The sequence below is a fragment of the Amycolatopsis sp. NPDC114505 genome (genome assembly GCF_055633615.1).
Map to the genome: position 1 here is coordinate 353300 of NZ_JBVKDV010000006.1, position 15599 is coordinate 368898.

A 15599-nucleotide genomic window follows, 5' to 3' on the forward strand; every position below is an offset into this window, starting at 1 on the left:
CGGACCCGGTCGGGAATGTCTCCGAGAGAAATGTTCGGTGAGGCGCTCGCCGGCGTGCTCCAGCGACCCGGGTCGACAGTGGCGACCGCGTGCTGTTCGTCGACGACTGGAGCGAGACCGGCGGCCAGGCCGAAGGCGCCCACCTCCTCGTCGAGGACGCCGGGGCCACCTGGATCGGCGCCGCGACGGTGGTCGACGCGCTGAGCAGCAACCAGGTTCGACGGCGCCTGAACGTCCGGGAGCTCTGACCCTCTCGGCCGTCGCCGGGCAGGAGGCCTCTTGGCGTCGACGACATCTTGCGCAGGTGGCCGAGTCGACCTAACCTGTCAATAAGCTACAACTTGTAGCGTAATGGAGGCGAGCATGCCAGGTCGTCACCGAGATCCCGATCTCGAACAGCGGCTCACCGCCGCGGCGTGGTCGCTGCTGCAGAGCAGGGGATACGACGCGCTGAAGCTGACCGAGGTCGCGGCGCAAGCCCACGCGCACCGCACCGATGTCTACCGGCGGTGGTCGAGCAAGGCGCAGCTCGTCGTCGACGTGCTAGTCGAACACCTGCCGCCGGTCTCGGACCCCGACACCGGGACACTCCGCTCGGACCTGCGGGCCATCGTCGAGGACTTCGCGGCTTCCTGGTCCTCGTCCTGGATCGACGGGCTCATGGGTCTCGTCGCCGATCTGCACCACGAACCCGACGCCGAGCTCGCCTTCCGGACAATGGCCGAGGGCAGGGGGAAACCGTTGCGCGACGCCATCACCCGGGCGGTGCGACGGGGCGAGATCGGCGAACCCCCCGACCTGTCCCTCGTGGGAGACCTGATCGAGGGGCCGCTGATGCATCGCCGGATGCTCGGCCGCCAACCGCTCACGCCGGACTACCTCGACGCACTCGCCGCCCTGGCCTACGGCGTGCTGACCGGGACCACGGTGGCGCCGTGAACGGCGAACCGCACGAGCTCTCGGCCGCGGCGCAGCTGGCGGCCTTGCGCGCGGGCGACGTGAGCTCTCGTGAGCTGACGGAGCACTACCTGGGACGCATCGAGAAGCTCGACGACGGACTCGGCGCCTTCGCCACCGTCACACCGGACCTGGCACACGAGGAAGCCGCTCGCGCGGACAAGCGCATCGCACGGGGGGAGTGGTCGCCCCTGCTGGGACTTCCCTTGGCGATCAAGGATTTGTACTCGGCGGCGGGCGTCCGGACGACGTTCGGCTCCGCCGCGCCGGCGGCGTTCGCCCCGTCCGCCGACACCTGGACGGTCGGGCTGGTGAGGCAAGCCGGTGCGGTCCTCGTCGGCAAGACCGCCACCGCCGAGTTCGGAGCCACCTGCTACACCGAGAACGAAGTGACGGGGCGGACGACCGTCACCCCGTACGATCGGACGCGCTACGCGAGTGGTTCCAGCGGAGGCGCCGCCGCCGCGGTCGCCGCCGGGCTGGTGCCGCTGGCCCACGCGGGCGACGGGGCCGGGTCGACCCGCACGCCCGCGGCCACCTGCCACCTCGTCGGCGTGAAGCCCAGCCGGGGGCTGGTCAGCTCCTCGGTGCCGTTGACCTCGCTGACCGGCACCACCATCGAAGGGCCCATCGCCAGGACCGTCGAAGACGCCGCGCTGTTGCTCGACGTCCTCGCGCAACCCTGGAACGGCGATCCCGACGGCTGGCGGGTGGACGGCAGCTTCGCCGACGCCGTCAAGCGGTCACCGGGGCGGCCGCTGCGCATCGCCGTCTGGACGGATTCGGGCCTGGACGACGTTCGCCGGCATCCGGAGGTGGTCCGCGCGGTGGAGCGGACCGCGACCCTGCTTCGGGAGCTGGGACACGAGGTGCGCGAGGTGAAGATCCCGGCGGCCTGCGACGACCCGGTGCGCCTGGCGCTGCGCACGCACTTCGCCGCCTCCGTCCGCGCTGCCGTGGAGTCGCTGGTTCCGCCCGGTCGCCGGGAGCTGCTCCTGCCGTACACCCGGTACCTGTACGCCGAAGGGGAAGCGCTCTCCGGCAGTGACCTCTTTGCGGCGCAACGGGTGCTGGCGCACTACGCAAGCGCTTTCGAGACGGTTTTGGCGAGCTTCGACGTAGCGCTGACCCCGGTGACGAACGGCCCGCCGGTCCCGCTGGGGCACTTCCACGCCGACGGGGTGGCGGGAATCCCCGACGCGATGCTGGCCTGGTCGGCCCCGACGCCGTGGGCCAACTTGACCGGCCGGCCCGCGATGTCCCTGCCGTCGCATCTCGACGGCGACGGTCTGCCGTACGGCGTGCAGATCGTCGGACGCCGGCGTGACGACGCCACGCTGCTCGCCCTCGGCGCGCAGCTCGAAAGCTCCGCTCTGTGGAACGACGTCCATCCGTCCTGCTGGGACGACTGAGAGGCGACGCCTGATGAAAACGCACACGCACCTCACCGGGGGCCACCTCGATCCCGGTGACGGGCTGACCGAGAAGTTCGTCGTGCTACCCGACGGACGACGGCTGCGGGCCGTCATCGCCGGTGACGAGGACGGGCCGCTGGTCGTGTTCGAGGCCGGCATGAGTGCGCCGGCCGCGTCGTGGGTGCACACCCAGCGCGAGATCGGCGCCCGCACCCGCACGGTGGCCTACGACCGGGCAGGCTACGGCGGGAGCGACCCGGACCCGCGAGACCGGACGATCGAGCGGCTCGCCGACGACCTCGCCGGCCTCCTCGACGGCCTCGGGGAGATCCGGCCCGTCGTCCTGGTCGGGCACAGCTGGGGCGGGCCCGTCATCCGGCTGTTCGCCGAACGCCGGCCCCACCGGGTCGCCGGTCTGGTTTTCGTCGATGCGACCGTCGCCGAGGTCATGAGCGGCCGTGACGCCCGGATGCTGTCGTGGTCGTTCGGGGTCCTGGCGGTGCTCGCGCGGCTGGGCGGCCGGAACCTGATCCGGAAGCTGACCGTGCCGCAGGTGTCCCGCGCCATCGCCGCGTCCGATGTGGACGTGATGTTCCGCGACTACGCCTGCGTGCGCGCGATGCGCGCCGGGCGCCGCGAGGCGGCACAGGTGGTTCCGGCACTGGCGACGATGCGCCGTCTCCAGGCAGCCGGAACTCCGGACGTTCCCACGTTCTGCCTGCAGGCGGGGCGGGTCGACCGCGGGATGTCCCGGCGCCGCCCCGTGCTCAACAGGGTCGCCGCCGAACTCATGGCCGCAGTGCCGGACGGGCGCGTGGACGTCGTCGAAGCCACCGGACACCTCATGCCGCAGGAAAATCCCGCGGTGGTGCGCGAGGCGATCCTGGAGATCGTCGACGCCGCGGCCGGTCGGCGATGATCCCCGACGCGGTGGTCCCGCGGACCGAGGCGGATCCGGCCGGGACGGCCACCCGCGCCACCGGGCAGGGGCGTCTCATCGGAGCACTGGTCGGCACGAACGCCGCCGGCTACATCAGCATCGCGGTGCCGATGAACCTGCTGCTGGTCACCCACCTCACCGCGATCGCCGGCGCCGCGGCGACGTCCGCGTTCAGCCTGGTGACCGGGATCGGCGGGCTCGTCGGCCTGCTGGCGAACCCGCTCGGCGGGCGGATCAGCGACCGCACGGTCACCCGGTTCGGCCGGCGCCGCACCTGGATCTTCACCGGCGGCCTCGGCGCGGCCATCCTGCTGGCGATCATGGGCTGGACGACCGAGGTCTGGCAGGTGGCGCTGGGGTGGGCGCTCATCACGACGCTGGTCATGTTCCAGCTCGCCGCCAGTGCCGCGCTGGCCGCGGACCAGGTGGCTCCGGCACGGCGAGGGGCGGCGTCGGGAGTGGTGGCTTTCGTGGCACTGGCCGGCCCCGCCGTGGGTTTCGCCGTGGTGAGTGCGATGCCGGCCGTCCCCCGGCTGCAGTGGGGCGTGGTCGGCGTGCTGAGCGCGGCGGGCGTCCTCATGGCCGTCCTGCTCGTGCGTGATCCCCGGCACCGGAGACCGGCGGACGAACCGCGCCTCGGCCCGGCGGTCATCCTGCGTTCGTACTGGGTCAGCCCGCGTCGGCACCCCGCGTTCGGCTGGGCGTGGGCGGTGCGCTTCCTCATCACCGCGGCGTGGGCCGCCAACAGCTACCTGGCCTTCGTGTTCACCCAGCGGTTCGCCGTGCCGGCCGACGAGGTGCCCCGGATGATCTTCCTCTTGACCCTGATCGGGATCGCCTGCGTCGCCGTCACCGCCTGGCTGACCGGCTGGCTCTCCGACAGGATCCGACGGCAGAAGCCGTTCGTGTGCCTCGGCGGTCTCGTGCTCGCCGCCGGGCTGGTCCTGGTCGCGCTCGCGCCCGGTATTCCCGTGGTGTACCTGGGCACCGCGATCATGTCGCTGGGCTACGGCACCTTCCTGGCCACGGACTTCGCGCTCTGCCTGCGCATGCTGCCCGATCCCGAATCTGCGGGCAAGGACTTCGCGGTGCTCAACATCGCGAGCACGCTGCCCGTCGCGGTCGTGCCGTTCGTGGCACCGGCGCTCCTCGCGGCAGGCGGGTTCTTCGCCATGTTCGCCTGCCTCGCCGTGCTCGGCGTGGCCGGGGCAGTGAGCGTGGTGCGGCTGCCGGACATCGGTCAAGAAGGTCAGCCGCGCTTCGCGGCGATCACCGCGAAGCGCGGCTGACGGCGGCTTTCCCGGAGGCTCCGAGGGGCGGGAGTTCCGAACGTGCTTACGTGGACGAACCGGGTGCTGTGGCGGCACAGGTGGCCGAGGCCGAGGGCGGGATCGACGACCGTGATCATGGCGAGTTCGGTGTCGCGGACAGGTGCAGATGACCAGCGCATCCCGCGCTGGCTGGGTCGCATCACCGTGCGCTGCGCCATACCATCGTGAGTCGCCGTGGCGTGGGCGACTTCAGGCGGTGAGCGCCGGAGTAAAGGCGGGGAATCGACCGTCGAGAAGCGCTTCGAGCAGCTCCGGCAACTCGGCCGGGAGCAGCTTGTCCGCGCAGTTTGCCAGTGCCGAGATCGGCCACCAACGGCGTTCGATGGGGCCGCGCGCTCGTTGGCAGTGTGCCGGACGGCGACCTGCGGCGTGGTCGGGTCTGTGCGGGCGAGGTAGACGTGGTCGAGGCGGTGGTGCTCGCGGCCGCGGTGGGTGAAGCGGCTTTCGCGTGTCCAGGCCTTGCGCCCGATCTCGTCGAAGACCAGGCCGGTTTCCTCGGCGATCTCGCGGCGGGCCGTGTCCTCGAGCTTCTCACCGGGGTCCTGACCGCCGCCGGGCAGCTCCCACCAGTGATGGGCGGGGGCGTCGGGGTCGTGCGCGTGGGTGAGCAGGGCCTCGTCGTCGCGGTTGAGGAGCAGGACGCGGGCGCCGACTCGCAAGGCCGGTTCGCTGGCGACGGTCACCCGGTGGGTCCTCGTGCTCGGCGGCTCGGTGGCGGCCGGGCACGAGCTCCCAGGTTCAGAAGAGCGTTTCCTCGCGGTCCGCGGCCGGGGCGGACGTTATCAGCGGCGCGGTCGCCGTCAGCTCCAGCTCGACCGCGAGTCCCGAATGGTCGGTGAGCGCCAACTCTCCGCGCAGGGCGGGATCGGGCACCGGTCCTCGGGGACGTCGCTGAGCCGGGCCGCGTGCCTCAAGGCCGTCACGGCGAGTGCAGCGCGGCGCGGATCGAACATCCATGGCTCACAGGGTTCCGGCGAGTTCGGTCACCACGTCGGTCATGAGCCGGTCGAATCGCTGCAGGGTCTCTTGCGTGGGTGGTGTCTCGAGATAGCCCCAGAACATCTGGACGTGGACGAAGTTGTGTCCGATGTGGACATAAGAGTCATGGATGATCACTGTGGCGGTCTTTCCGTGGAAACGTCCGGTCAGCGAGAGCGCGCTCGTGCGTGCCGGGTAGGGAAGCGTGAGCGACGGTCCCGGTGTGAGGACGCCGTCCAGGTGACCGCCGTCGTAGATCTTCTGCGGAGTGCGGAAACGCGCGCATACTCGCGCGGCGGCGTCCATCGCCGGGAACACGTCCTCGACACCCCGGTAGGACGTCACCGACGCCGACAGGTGGCCGCCTGCGGTGCCGTCCGCGGCGAACTGGTACTTGTGCTCGACATCTGCGGTCCGGGGCATGGCCTTCTCGGTGGCGGCGAGCGCCTTTTGGGCGTCGTCGCAGTCCGGTGGAGTGACCGTCTCCGACGCCGATGGTGCATCTTCCTCCAGCCGTGCGTCGGCAGGAAGGAGCGCAGGCAAATGCGCGAGTGCGGCCGTGGCTGCCGGTTCGTCCAGCGGACGGCCGTGGTCCTGCGGGGTTGCCGGGCCGACCGGCGTGGCCGGTTCCTGCGACGGCGTGGCCAGGGCGACGATTGCCTGCCCGGCGTCGTAGTCGTGCTCTGCGACGGTCACCGCCGAAAGCCGACCGCCGGTCAAGGTCACCGCGAGCAGGACGGTGACGGCGCCGGCGCCCAGGGCCCAAGGCGCCGTCCGGCGTCGCGGGGCTCGGTGTGACCAGGCGAAAACGAGCGGCGAGGTCAGCGGGAGCGTGCCGATCAGCGCGATCAGCAAGAGCCAGCCGGGCACCTGCACGGACTGCTGGATGACCGTCGATTCCCTGGCGTACCCGGCGATCCGGACGGCGGTGTACTGGATGATCCCGGCGGCCGTGGTGACCGACAACCCGGCTACCACGGCCGTCGGCGCGCCGGCCAGGGTGGCGCCGCGACGCCTGTTCGCGAGCAGCACCGCGACGGCCGCGACCAGCCCGGCGAACGCGCAGATCCACCACCGCTGGTAGGCCAGCACGTACCGCAGGTCGGCGCTCTGCCCGTTCTGCAGGCGAAGGAGAGCTGACAGTGCTGCCGCGGCGCCGCCGACCGCCGCGGTCACCACGGCCACTGCAACGACGACCGGTCGGGGCCGGCGCCACCGTTGCCGCACGAGGAGGAGCGTGAGGCCGGCGAGGATCAGGAGCGGGGCGTGCTGCCACGCCCGATCGCTGCCGAGTCCCACCACGTGACCGCGGGCGAGGGCCGGATCGTGGAACAGGAGATAGGTGGTCAGCGATGAGACGGTCCCGCTGATGGCCGCGGTGAAGGCGACAACGACGGCGAGGACGGCGCCGAGTCCGCTCAGTCGTCGGCGCCAGGTCTCGTCGGCGGGCGCGGCGAGACGGGTCGCGATCGCCGATGTCAGCACGCTGATCGCGAACGCGGTCGCCGTCAGGGCGAGGACCAGCAACGGTCGTTCCGGCGCGAAGAACTGGGTGATCGCCGCGGTCGCCCCGGCACTTGCAGGCAGAACCCGGCGACCAGCCCGAGCGCTGCACCCGCCCAGGGGAGTGCCCATCCGGGTTCGGGCAACGTCGCCCGACGGGTCCACGCGGGCAGCACGACCGACGTCCAGAGCAATGCCGCCACCGCCAGCGCGACGTCGGCCGACAGCCGTGGGTCCACGCCCTCGGGCCCGACCAGGTCCACGAGCACGGCGTAGACGACGTGATAGGTCAGCATCGCCACGACGCCGGCGGCGGTGGTGAAGACGAATCCGCTGTCCCACTGTTCGTCGCGCTCGCCTGGGGCGAGCCGGTCCGACGCCGGCGGGTGTGTGGCGAACACCCGGCGCACCCACGGACGTCGGAGGTTTTCGGTGCCGAGGACGATGGCCATGGCATCCGGGGCGCCCGTCACCTGTGCTGCGTGCTGGTCGGCTGCCAGCTCGCGTCGGCGCAGTAGTGCCGCGCGGACCACGAGTAACGCGACGGCGGTGACCGCGGCGACGATCAGCGATCCGCCGTAGAAGTTCCACGCTGTCGCAGGCGTTTTCAGGATCGGTACCAGGGCCACGACGAGTGTGGGAAGGGCCAGCCAGCCTGCCCACCAGGCGGCCGAAGCCCACCGTACGTCGCCGGCACGGACGTGGCCCAGTTCGTGGAGCGCGACGGCGTCGAACGCGGCCGGATCGATGTGGGCGTAGGCCTGCGGGACGACAACCCAAGGCCGACCGCCCGGAAGGCTGGAGGTGAACGCGTCGGTGACCGCCGCGGCGGGTGGCGCGAGCACCAGCCTCGGCCGCCGGTGCGCGGTCAAGCCTTGGCTGGCGCACAAGGTCTTGAAACGTGCGGTGAGCAGCTCGAGGTCGGATCGCGGTACGTCGGCGAGGCGGCGTGCACGCAGCCGCCGGCGTGTGGCCAGGCCGCTGACGATCATCAGCAGCCACGCGGCGGCGGGCAGCGCGACGGCCCCGGCGAGACTGATGACCGCGAGCTGCCGGTCGTAGTCGTGCATGCAGGCGGAGTAGACCGGGCCGGCGGAAACCGGTGGCAGCGCGTCGGACACCGATATCCCGTTGCGGGTCAGGCAGGCCTGTGCCGTTGTGTAGTCGCCGACGTCGTGGGTGACGAACAGGGCCTCGGCGGCGCCCGCGCCGGTGGTGGCCAGTGCGAGCAGGACCAGTACGTAGACCCACCACAGGCGGGCCGGGGCGGGCACGGCAAGCAAGTGCTGCCCGGGCTGGGACTGGTCCGCGGCGGGGAGAACGGACGAACTCACCGTTGCCCACCGTCCGCCGCACGGCGCAGGACACCGTGCACGGCGTCGGCCAGCAAGGTCGCCTCAGCTGTGTTCAGGCCGAGCGTCTGGGCGTGGCCGATGCACGCGTCCCGGATCTCGTCGATTTGATCGACGTTCAAGGCGAGCTGCTCCGGTCTCGCCGTCCGCGAACGACGGCGCCACCACCGGCGGCGTTGCAAGCCCGCGAAGCCAGCTGCGCCCAGGACCTGCGCGGCGGTTCCCGTCAGCAGTTGCAGGATGACGTCGCTGAGTACCGACAAGCCGGTGCCCGAGCCGATCTCGCCGCCGGACCAGCCGCCCGCAGGCTTGCGGGGATCCTTGCCCGCTGCCCATTCGGCGGTCACCAGCGCGAGATAGGGCAGCTGGTCAGGAGCCACTTGGGTGACGACTTCCCGCGCGAGGTCCGCGATCTCGATCGTCACCTGGGCCGGCAGTTCCCGGCCTCCCGGATCTCGCTCCGGACTGGCCATCTCCGTCATCCGTTCACCTGATCCCTCGTCCACGCGCCACGAACGGCACGGCCATGAGTCGTCGCCGGTGTCGTCAGGGTTACAGCGGCTGGTGAATCGTGAGGGGGTTCGAAGTTACTTCGCTGGCGCAACGATTCGCCTCGGTCGCGGTCTGCGGACTGCCAAGGCCAACGAGGTCATGGCAGCTCGCCGACCGGCTGTCCGAGGTCGGCGACCTGGCGGCCGACGCCGTTGAGATGCTCGACAAACGGTGACCTGGTCGGTGCCGGCGGCGTTGTCGAGCACAGGGCTGCCTGGGCGCGGGCTGAGGACCAGTAGAGCGCGTGCCGAGCATATGTGAGTCGGCTGACGGACGTGGTGACGGGAGGCAGACGGATGCTCTTTGTCCTGCGTGGTAGAGGATCCGTAGGCTCCGTTCGAGTTCGGTGTGAAGGTCAGTGTGGGGCGGCTGCTGTCAACGGGGTAGTCACATGAACATCTGCATGCCGCCGAACACGACGACCAGCACGGCACCCATGCCGAAGCCCGTCAGGAGTGCGCCGCCGATGTCGGGGCGGAGCCGGACGCCGGCGTAGGCCAAGCCGAGGGCGAACATCATCCAGGCGCCGACGAACGCGATGTTCGTCATCATGGTGTTGCTGAGCTCGAAGGCTCCCTTCGCGCCGGCCGCGACCACCAGTGCGAAGACCACGGCGATTCCCGCGCGTGTCCAACGGATGGTGATCGGTGATCGGTGTGCGTGACTGCGGGTCATGGTGACCTCCTCGTCGGATCACCTCAGTCTCACACGGATCGTCGGCGGTGATCCTTACCGTGCGGTTACGCGGGACTCTCCGCCGCAGGACTCGGTTTCCCGGCGGTGCGGGCGGCCGTTGTGGACGGACAGCAGGGCGTAGGTGAGGAGCCGGTGGATCTGGTGGCCGGTCCGGCCGGTGTCCTCGACGGTGTCGGTGAGCAGCGCGTCGGCGACGGCCTGGTCGAGCACCGCACCGTCGGTCATCGGGCTGAGGGCCGTGTGGATCCGCCGGGCCAGAAATCGAGGTGTTTCGGTGGGGTTCAAGGCCAGTCGGGCGCAGAGCCGCTCGGCGCGGCGACGGGAGCCGCCGGTGGCGAGGGTGATCCGGTAGACCAGCGTCACGGCGCGGCCGAGGTCGTCGTCGCTCATCGGCCGGTGACCCGGACGCGGCAGCGGCTGGACGGACTCTGCTCGGCTGCTGCGGCCAACGCGGCGGGAACGTGCTCGCTGCCGGTGTCGGAGATTTGCGTGCGCAGAGCTACACAGTTGACGGCATCGACGAACGGTCGCTGAGCGTAATCTCGCCGTTCGCCTTGACTGTTGACCCTCGTGCGCTGGTGCGCTGACCGGACGGCAGAGTAGCCAGCGATCACCCGGCGCGCCTCAGTCTGATCCAGCAGGCGAGTTCGGAGTCCGGCCCGCGGTGAGAGCTGCTTGGTGAGCCGGACCCCAGGTTCGCCATGGGTCAGCGGTTCCACTCGGTGGGGCGGCCGGGACGCGGATGACGGGTCGGCTGGGCGTGGGTGCGGGTGATGAACACGAGGTACCTCCTGGTGGCGCGGGCACGACGGCCCGGATGCGGTCACCCGGATGACTCACGACCGAGCGTCGCCATCCGGTTACAGTGAATATTCTGTTCCGAGGACGGAGGGCGGGACATCGTGGGCCGGGCATCGTCACACGATCGAGAGTCCCCGCTGCGTGCCTTCCTCGCCCTTCCCCACGGCTTGATCGCCTATGTGAGCGTGGTCGTCGGCTTGACCCTGGTCGTGGTGGCCGTCACCGCCGCCACCATCCCGATCACCGCGTCGAGCTGGGTGTGGCTCGGGCTGCTGCTGGCCTGCACGATCGCGCACCTCGAATTCACCCAGGGCCTGGAGCGGATCCGGGAGCTGCCCGAGGGCATGCCCTACACCCACCTGCAGTCCACCTGGAACGTCGCCGGGCTGCTCCTGCTGCCCCTGCCGCTGCAGTTCATCCTCATCGCCGTCACCTTCACCTGCGAGTGGTTCCGCGTGTTCGCCCGCCGTGCCCCCGTGCACCGGAAGGTGTTCTCCGCCTCCACCGTCATGCTCGGGGTGACCGGGGCGACGCTGGCGCTCTCGGCGCTCTACCCGGCCGCTGCGGCGCCCTACATCACCGTGCTCGACGGCCCTCGCGGCGTGGTCGCGATCGTCTTGGCCGGCGCGATCTACCGGTTGGTCAACTACGGGCTGGTTGTCATCGCGATCATCATGGACAACCGCGACCAGCCCGCCCACCGCGCGCTCGGCCCGGCCAGCGACCAGCTGATCATCGCCGCCGCGATCGGCCTGGGTTACGTCTATGCCCTCGTCGCGGTGACCCGGCCGTGGACGCTGGTGTTCGTGCTGGTCCTCGTCATCGGCCTGCACCTCGGTTTGCTGCTGCCGCAGTTCCAGCATGCCGCCCGCACCGACCGGCGTACCCAGCTCGCCGACCCCACCTGGTGGCACGAGGTCGCCGAGCGCGAACTCGACCGGGCCCGCCGTCTCGGCGATCACGTCGGGGTTCTGCTGCTGGACCTGGACCACTTCAAGAACATCAACGATCGGTTCGGGCATCTGGCCGGTGACACCGTGCTGCGCGCCGTGGCCGACGCCGTGCGCGACTGCGTGCGTGGTCACGGCCCGGACCTGGCCGGCCGGTGGGGCGGAGAGGAATTCGTGGTCCTGTTGCCCGGCCTCGACCCGGCAGGACTGCGGGCTGCGGCCGACCGGGTCCGCGCCGCGATCGCCGCGATCACCCTCACTGCGACTGACCGCCGCAGCGGGCAGGACGCGGCGGTCACACTGACCGCGTCGGTCGGCGCCGGGATGTTCCCCGACCATGGCCATGACCTGACCACTGTGTTGCTGGCCGTCGACGACGCTGTGTACCGCGCGAAGGATCGCGGCCGCGACCAGACCGTCACAGCCTCAACTCGCTAGACCCTGCTTCCGTTGCGATGGCTTGATCAGCGATCCCGACGCTGCGGACGCTCGTTGCGGTGAGGCGGGCACTGGCCTCGTGGCCTGGGCCGTCCGGGTCGAAGCCAGGGTCGGTCGTGAGGACGGCAGAGCCTCGGCGGCAATGAGCCGCGCTGCCGGGCCGGACCAGGGTCCGCACCACCGCGCGAGCAACTGTTTCGGTGACGAAGGATCTCTAGGGACACCGCCCGTAAGTCGCAGCCGCCGAGGTGGGGACTGGGCGCCCGCCCGGCGCCGCGACCGGCGAGTCTCGCTGCGCCTGCCTCCGCGCCGTCGAGGCTGTCCGGCCAGGATACGCGTCAACCTTCGATTTCCCGGCGGATCCGCTTGGCCTCCCGCCGCGCGGTCTTGGCGTCGCTCTGGCGGCCGGTGGTCTCCAAGCCGCCGCCCAGCGGTCCGGTGCACCCACCGTCATGACCGGTCAGGGCTTCCTGCCGTTCAGGTCCGACGCGGCGGACCTCCTTCGGGGGCTTGTCGACCGTTTCGACGTGATCGACGTCCGCGACGACCTGTCGATGGAGTTGCTGGGCCGCGGTACGCGCATTTGCGATGACGTCTTTCTCGACCTGCCTGACCAGAAGCGCGCCTCGGATGCTCGGGAGTTCGTGCTGTGCATCCAGTCCGACATCGCGACCTCGGCACCAGCCGCAGTGGCGGCACGGCTGCAGGGCATTTTGCGGGCCTGGCGAGTCCATCCTCGTCAGCTGGCAGTCCTCGAGGGGATTCCGCGGGTGGACCGCGAGATCCCCGCCCTGCTGGAACGCGAACTTGCTGGCGCTGAGTTCCACCCGTTCCGTGACGTCTGGCGGCTAGGACTGCCGCTGTCGCCAGGGCAGACGTCCGGGCGCTCTACCCCCGGCCTGCAGCCCGCACAGGCCGCCGATGTCGTCGTCCCGCAGGTGCCGCCTGCGCTCGCCGCGAGGACGGCGACGTTGTCAGCCACTTGGCCACCGAGCGGTACAGCCAGAGCCGCGTCGTCCCAGTCTCGCTCGTGGACAGAGAGCAGGCGCTTGTTGGTTTCGTCGAGATCAGGTACGAGCACGCGGCAAGTTGGTTTCCGCTATGGCGTAGTGCAGCCCCGGTGCCCGGTGGCGGTGTTTCCCTGCCACCGGGCGGAAAAGAGTCAGCCGGCGTCGGCAGAACGGGAGGTCGACTCCCAGTCGGCCCACACCTTCTGGCGTCCCTTGTAGACGTTCTGCGCGAGGTCGTAGGCAGTGCTGGACAGCAGCAGGCGCAGCGGCGGGTTCTCGGCGTCGACGGCCGCCAGTACCGCCGCGATGGTCGCGTCGGGGCCGGGGGACTGGGCGGCGCCTCGGCGGGCGGCCATCGCGTCACGGATCGGCTGGTAGGCGGGGTTGGCCTCGGAACGGACCGCCGAGGCGGTGCCCCAGTCGGTGGCGTAGCCGCCCGGCTCGATGATGGTGACCTTGATGCCGAACGGCGCGACCTCCTGCGAAAGCGACTCGGAGAAGCCTTCGAGGGCCCACTTGGACGCGTGGTAGATGCCGAGGCTGGGGAACGCGCCGACGCCGCCGATGCTGGAAACCTGGACGATGTGGCCGGCTCCCTGCTCGCGCAGGAGTGGAATGGCGGCCTGGCTGACCCACAGGGCACCGAAGACGTTGGTCTCGATCTGCGCGCGGGCCTCCTGCTCGGTGATCTCCTCGACGAAGCCGAAGTGGCCGTAGCCGGCGTTGTTCACCACGACGTCGAGGCGGCCGAAGTGATCGTGGGCCTGATTGACAGCGGCGAACGCGGCGTCCCGGTCGGTCACGTCCAGCGCGATCGGCAGCAGGGCGTCGCCGAAGGTCTCGGCGAGGTCCTTGAGTGTGTCGGTGTGGCGTGCGGTCGCGGCGACCTTGTCGCCGCGCTCGAGGGCGGCCTTGGTCCAGCTGCGCCCGAAGCCGCGGGATGTGCCCGTGATGAACCAGGTCTTGGGCATGAGTCGTGTGCCTCCAACGCTCGACGAATCCGTTGCTGTCACCGTACGCCCAACCTGTCACTCGGTGTCAAGTTCGGCGTGTGATGCTAGCCTGAGCGGGTGGAACCACCGTCCTTGCGGGAGCGCACGCGCTTGGCCGTGCGCCAGCAGTTGCTCGATGCTGCGCTCGCGTTGTTCGTGAAGCACGGTTACGAGCAGACGACGGTGGACGAGATAGCCGCGGCGGCAGGGATGTCCAAGCGCAGCTTCTTCCGCTACTTCGGCAGCAAGGAAGACGTCATCCTCGGCAAGCACGAGCGTCTCGGCGACCAGTTCGTCGAAGCCCTCGAGGCAAGGCCGCTGGACGAGCCACTGTGGACGTCGCTGCGGCGGATGTTCGACGACGTCGTGGACTACATGACCGATCCCGTGCAGGCCGCGGGGGCGGCGGAGCTGCAGCGCGTCATCAACGGCTCAGCCTCGCTGCGCGCGGCCTACCTCGACCGGATGCTCGGCAACCAGTCCCGGATCGCCGACACCGCCCGGACACGAGCACACGAAGCCGGCCGGCCGTGGAAGGACGCCGACCCGGCCCCGCTGGCGTTGGTCGGTTCGGCGTTCGCCTGCTTGACGGCGGCCCACGCTTCGGTCGCGGCGAGTGGCGGACCCCTGCACGAAGCGCTCGATCAGGCGATGGCGGCGGTCGGCTCGCTCGGCTGAGGCCAGAACTTCCGTTCGAAACGCTCCAGGACCTGCCCTGCGGAGTTCCTGCCAGGCGTTCAAAGGCACGTCGCCGGAGATCATCTCCAGCGCGTATTCGACGTCCTCGGTGCTCTCCGGTGTCCAGTCGGGCTGTCGTGGACGAATGTGCCAGAAGGTCCCTTTCTGGATCCAGTACAGGGCAAATACCTGCTTGTCGGCGTCGGCCCGCGTCATGATGTGAGCGCCGTCCAGTCCCTTGGCCAGGTCGGTGTTGACTTGCGAGAACTGAGTGCGGTTCGACCACGACCGCCACGCGCCGGACGATCTGCTCGGGCGGCAGATCGTCAAGCTCCGCGCGGACGGTGGCTATCGGCGAGCTTCGCTGGCGGCGACGGGCTTTCTGCTGCTCGCAGCCGGGCACGAGACGACCGCGAACATGATCCGGCCGGCGCGAAGATCACCGGGCGGGTGCTGGCCGTCACCGGCAACAACACCGGGTCGACGATCACCAGCACGAAGTACACCGGTACCCAGGAGCGCGTCCAACGCTGCCGCCATGACTCTTCGATCTGCCAGGTTGCTGTTTGCCGGCACTTCAGCCGGAACTGTCCGGTGCACTTCACCTGGACACGCGCGGGTGCAATCTCAAACTCCACGCTCCCGTCGACGGCGAGGACGTCCTGGTCAGCCTCGGTCTCCTCGAATCCGACTCCGGCCTGGCTGCACACGGCGCGGACATAGGCGATACCGAATCGCGACTTCGCCCGGTTGGAATCCAAGGTCGCGATGATGTTCGGGTGGCTCGCACTGCCTGCCATGATCACCATCGTGCTGGATTGCAGGTACGTTGTGTAGCCGTCGTCGGTGTGAATCTCGGATTTGTTCATACGTTCGGGTGGCGGCTGGCGCAGCGCTCGAGCGCGCCTTTGGCCGCTGCGCCCCCTACCGCGGATTCGGTGCGACCGTAACGTCTCCGGTGCGTTGGTCGACTGTCCTCGACAGGAAACGAAGTTGATCGGCAAGG

Annotated in this window: 15 protein-coding genes and 2 pseudogenes; 9 read left to right on the plus strand and 8 right to left on the minus strand. The window is 70.2% G+C overall.

Annotation, left to right across the window (positions count from 1 at the left end):
* The first annotated feature begins 89 nt into the window (after window positions 1-89).
* From ACZ7OU_RS48105 to ACZ7OU_RS48125, 5 genes are all read left to right on the plus strand, one after another.
* Window positions 90-248: a hypothetical protein gene (locus ACZ7OU_RS48105; RefSeq protein WP_470260429.1), complete on the plus strand. Its 159-nt coding sequence runs from the start codon at window positions 90-92 to the stop codon at window positions 246-248.
* A gap of 115 nt (window positions 249-363) precedes the next feature.
* Entirely contained in the window at window positions 364-939 is a 576-nt protein-coding gene (locus ACZ7OU_RS48110; RefSeq protein WP_470260430.1) for a TetR/AcrR family transcriptional regulator, read from the plus strand.
* Window positions 936-2369 carry an amidase gene (locus ACZ7OU_RS48115; RefSeq protein ID WP_470260431.1) on the plus strand — a complete coding sequence of 478 codons (1434 nt, stop codon included), beginning with the start codon at window positions 936-938 and terminating at the stop codon, window positions 2367-2369. The genes ACZ7OU_RS48110 and ACZ7OU_RS48115 overlap by 4 nt, the downstream gene beginning before the upstream one ends.
* Before the next feature lie 13 nt (window positions 2370-2382).
* On the plus strand, window positions 2383-3291 hold the full coding sequence (locus ACZ7OU_RS48120) for an alpha/beta fold hydrolase (protein ID WP_470260432.1): 909 nt from the start codon (window positions 2383-2385) through the stop codon (window positions 3289-3291).
* Window positions 3288-4601 (plus strand): MFS transporter, encoded by a 1314-nt coding sequence (locus tag ACZ7OU_RS48125; protein WP_470260433.1) that lies wholly within the window; start codon window positions 3288-3290, stop codon window positions 4599-4601. Before ACZ7OU_RS48120 ends, ACZ7OU_RS48125 begins: the two co-directional genes overlap by 4 nt.
* Here the strand turns inward: ACZ7OU_RS48125 and ACZ7OU_RS48130 are convergent.
* From ACZ7OU_RS48130 to ACZ7OU_RS48155, 6 genes are all read right to left on the minus strand, one after another.
* Window positions 4562-5326, minus strand: coding sequence for an NUDIX domain-containing protein (locus ACZ7OU_RS48130; RefSeq protein WP_470260434.1), 765 nt, complete (start codon window positions 5324-5326; stop codon window positions 4562-4564). The genes ACZ7OU_RS48125 and ACZ7OU_RS48130 overlap by 40 nt on opposite strands.
* Window positions 5327-5381: 55 nt before the next feature.
* Window positions 5382-5516 carry a hypothetical protein gene (locus ACZ7OU_RS48135; protein ID WP_470260435.1) on the minus strand — a complete coding sequence of 45 codons (135 nt, stop codon included), beginning with the start codon at window positions 5514-5516 and terminating at the stop codon, window positions 5382-5384.
* Window positions 5517-7129: 1613 nt separating this feature from the next.
* Entirely contained in the window at window positions 7130-8398 is a 1269-nt protein-coding gene (locus ACZ7OU_RS48140) for a M48 family metallopeptidase (RefSeq protein WP_470260436.1), read from the minus strand.
* 56 nt (window positions 8399-8454) lie between these two features.
* The gene (locus ACZ7OU_RS48145) at window positions 8455-8958 is read right to left on the minus strand and encodes a hypothetical protein (RefSeq protein ID WP_470260437.1); all 504 of its coding nucleotides are present in this window, start codon (window positions 8956-8958) and stop codon (window positions 8455-8457) included.
* Window positions 8959-9415: 457 nt separating this feature from the next.
* Window positions 9416-9640 carry a hypothetical protein gene (locus tag ACZ7OU_RS48150; protein ID WP_470260438.1) on the minus strand — a complete coding sequence of 75 codons (225 nt, stop codon included), beginning with the start codon at window positions 9638-9640 and terminating at the stop codon, window positions 9416-9418.
* A gap of 117 nt (window positions 9641-9757) precedes the next feature.
* The gene (locus tag ACZ7OU_RS48155; protein ID WP_470260439.1) at window positions 9758-10114 is read right to left on the minus strand and encodes a hypothetical protein; all 357 of its coding nucleotides are present in this window, start codon (window positions 10112-10114) and stop codon (window positions 9758-9760) included.
* Window positions 10115-10704: 590 nt separating this feature from the next.
* Here ACZ7OU_RS48155 and ACZ7OU_RS48160 point away from each other — a divergent pair.
* Both ACZ7OU_RS48160 and ACZ7OU_RS48165 read left to right on the plus strand, forming a co-directional pair.
* Window positions 10705-11913 carry a GGDEF domain-containing protein gene (locus ACZ7OU_RS48160; protein WP_470260440.1) on the plus strand — a complete coding sequence of 403 codons (1209 nt, stop codon included), beginning with the start codon at window positions 10705-10707 and terminating at the stop codon, window positions 11911-11913.
* Window positions 11914-12365: 452 nt separating this feature from the next.
* Window positions 12366-13142, plus strand: coding sequence for a hypothetical protein (locus ACZ7OU_RS48165; RefSeq protein WP_470260441.1), 777 nt, complete (start codon window positions 12366-12368; stop codon window positions 13140-13142).
* On the opposite strand, the gene ACZ7OU_RS48170 is transcribed toward ACZ7OU_RS48165, so the two are convergent.
* The gene (locus tag ACZ7OU_RS48170) at window positions 13076-13894 is read right to left on the minus strand and encodes an SDR family oxidoreductase (protein ID WP_470260442.1); all 819 of its coding nucleotides are present in this window, start codon (window positions 13892-13894) and stop codon (window positions 13076-13078) included. The two genes, ACZ7OU_RS48165 and ACZ7OU_RS48170, sit on opposite strands and share 67 nt — an antisense overlap.
* Window positions 13895-13993: 99 nt before the next feature.
* Here ACZ7OU_RS48170 and ACZ7OU_RS48175 point away from each other — a divergent pair, with 99 nt between their 5' ends.
* Both ACZ7OU_RS48175 and ACZ7OU_RS48180 read left to right on the plus strand, forming a co-directional pair.
* Window positions 13994-14593 carry a TetR/AcrR family transcriptional regulator gene (locus ACZ7OU_RS48175; protein WP_470260443.1) on the plus strand — a complete coding sequence of 200 codons (600 nt, stop codon included), beginning with the start codon at window positions 13994-13996 and terminating at the stop codon, window positions 14591-14593.
* A 295-nt stretch (window positions 14594-14888) separates the two neighbouring features.
* A pseudogene (locus tag ACZ7OU_RS48180) lies at window positions 14889-15017 on the plus strand (cytochrome P450); the annotation flags it as partial.
* A 67-nt stretch (window positions 15018-15084) separates the two neighbouring features.
* Here ACZ7OU_RS48180 and ACZ7OU_RS48185 read toward each other — a convergent pair.
* A pseudogene (locus ACZ7OU_RS48185) lies at window positions 15085-15462 on the minus strand (DUF4365 domain-containing protein); the annotation flags it as partial.
* Between the last annotated feature and the right edge of the window lie 137 nt (window positions 15463-15599).

What these genes read in the sequence shown, in the direction of transcription:
- ACZ7OU_RS48125 (WP_470260433.1), top strand. Translation starts at nt 3,288, where the DNA reads ATGATCCCCGACGCGGTGGTCCCGCGGACCGAGGCGGATCCGGCCGGG.
- ACZ7OU_RS48145 (WP_470260437.1), bottom strand. Translation starts at nt 8,958, where the DNA reads ATGACGGAGATGGCCAGTCCGGAGCGAGATCCGGGAGGCCGGGAACTG.
- ACZ7OU_RS48120 (WP_470260432.1), top strand. Translation starts at nt 2,383, where the DNA reads ATGAAAACGCACACGCACCTCACCGGGGGCCACCTCGATCCCGGTGAC.
- ACZ7OU_RS48110 (WP_470260430.1), top strand. Translation starts at nt 364, where the DNA reads ATGCCAGGTCGTCACCGAGATCCCGATCTCGAACAGCGGCTCACCGCC.
- ACZ7OU_RS48170 (WP_470260442.1), bottom strand. Translation starts at nt 13,894, where the DNA reads ATGCCCAAGACCTGGTTCATCACGGGCACATCCCGCGGCTTCGGGCGC.
- ACZ7OU_RS48165 (WP_470260441.1), top strand. Translation starts at nt 12,366, where the DNA reads ATGACCGGTCAGGGCTTCCTGCCGTTCAGGTCCGACGCGGCGGACCTC.
- ACZ7OU_RS48155 (WP_470260439.1), bottom strand. Translation starts at nt 10,114, where the DNA reads ATGAGCGACGACGACCTCGGCCGCGCCGTGACGCTGGTCTACCGGATC.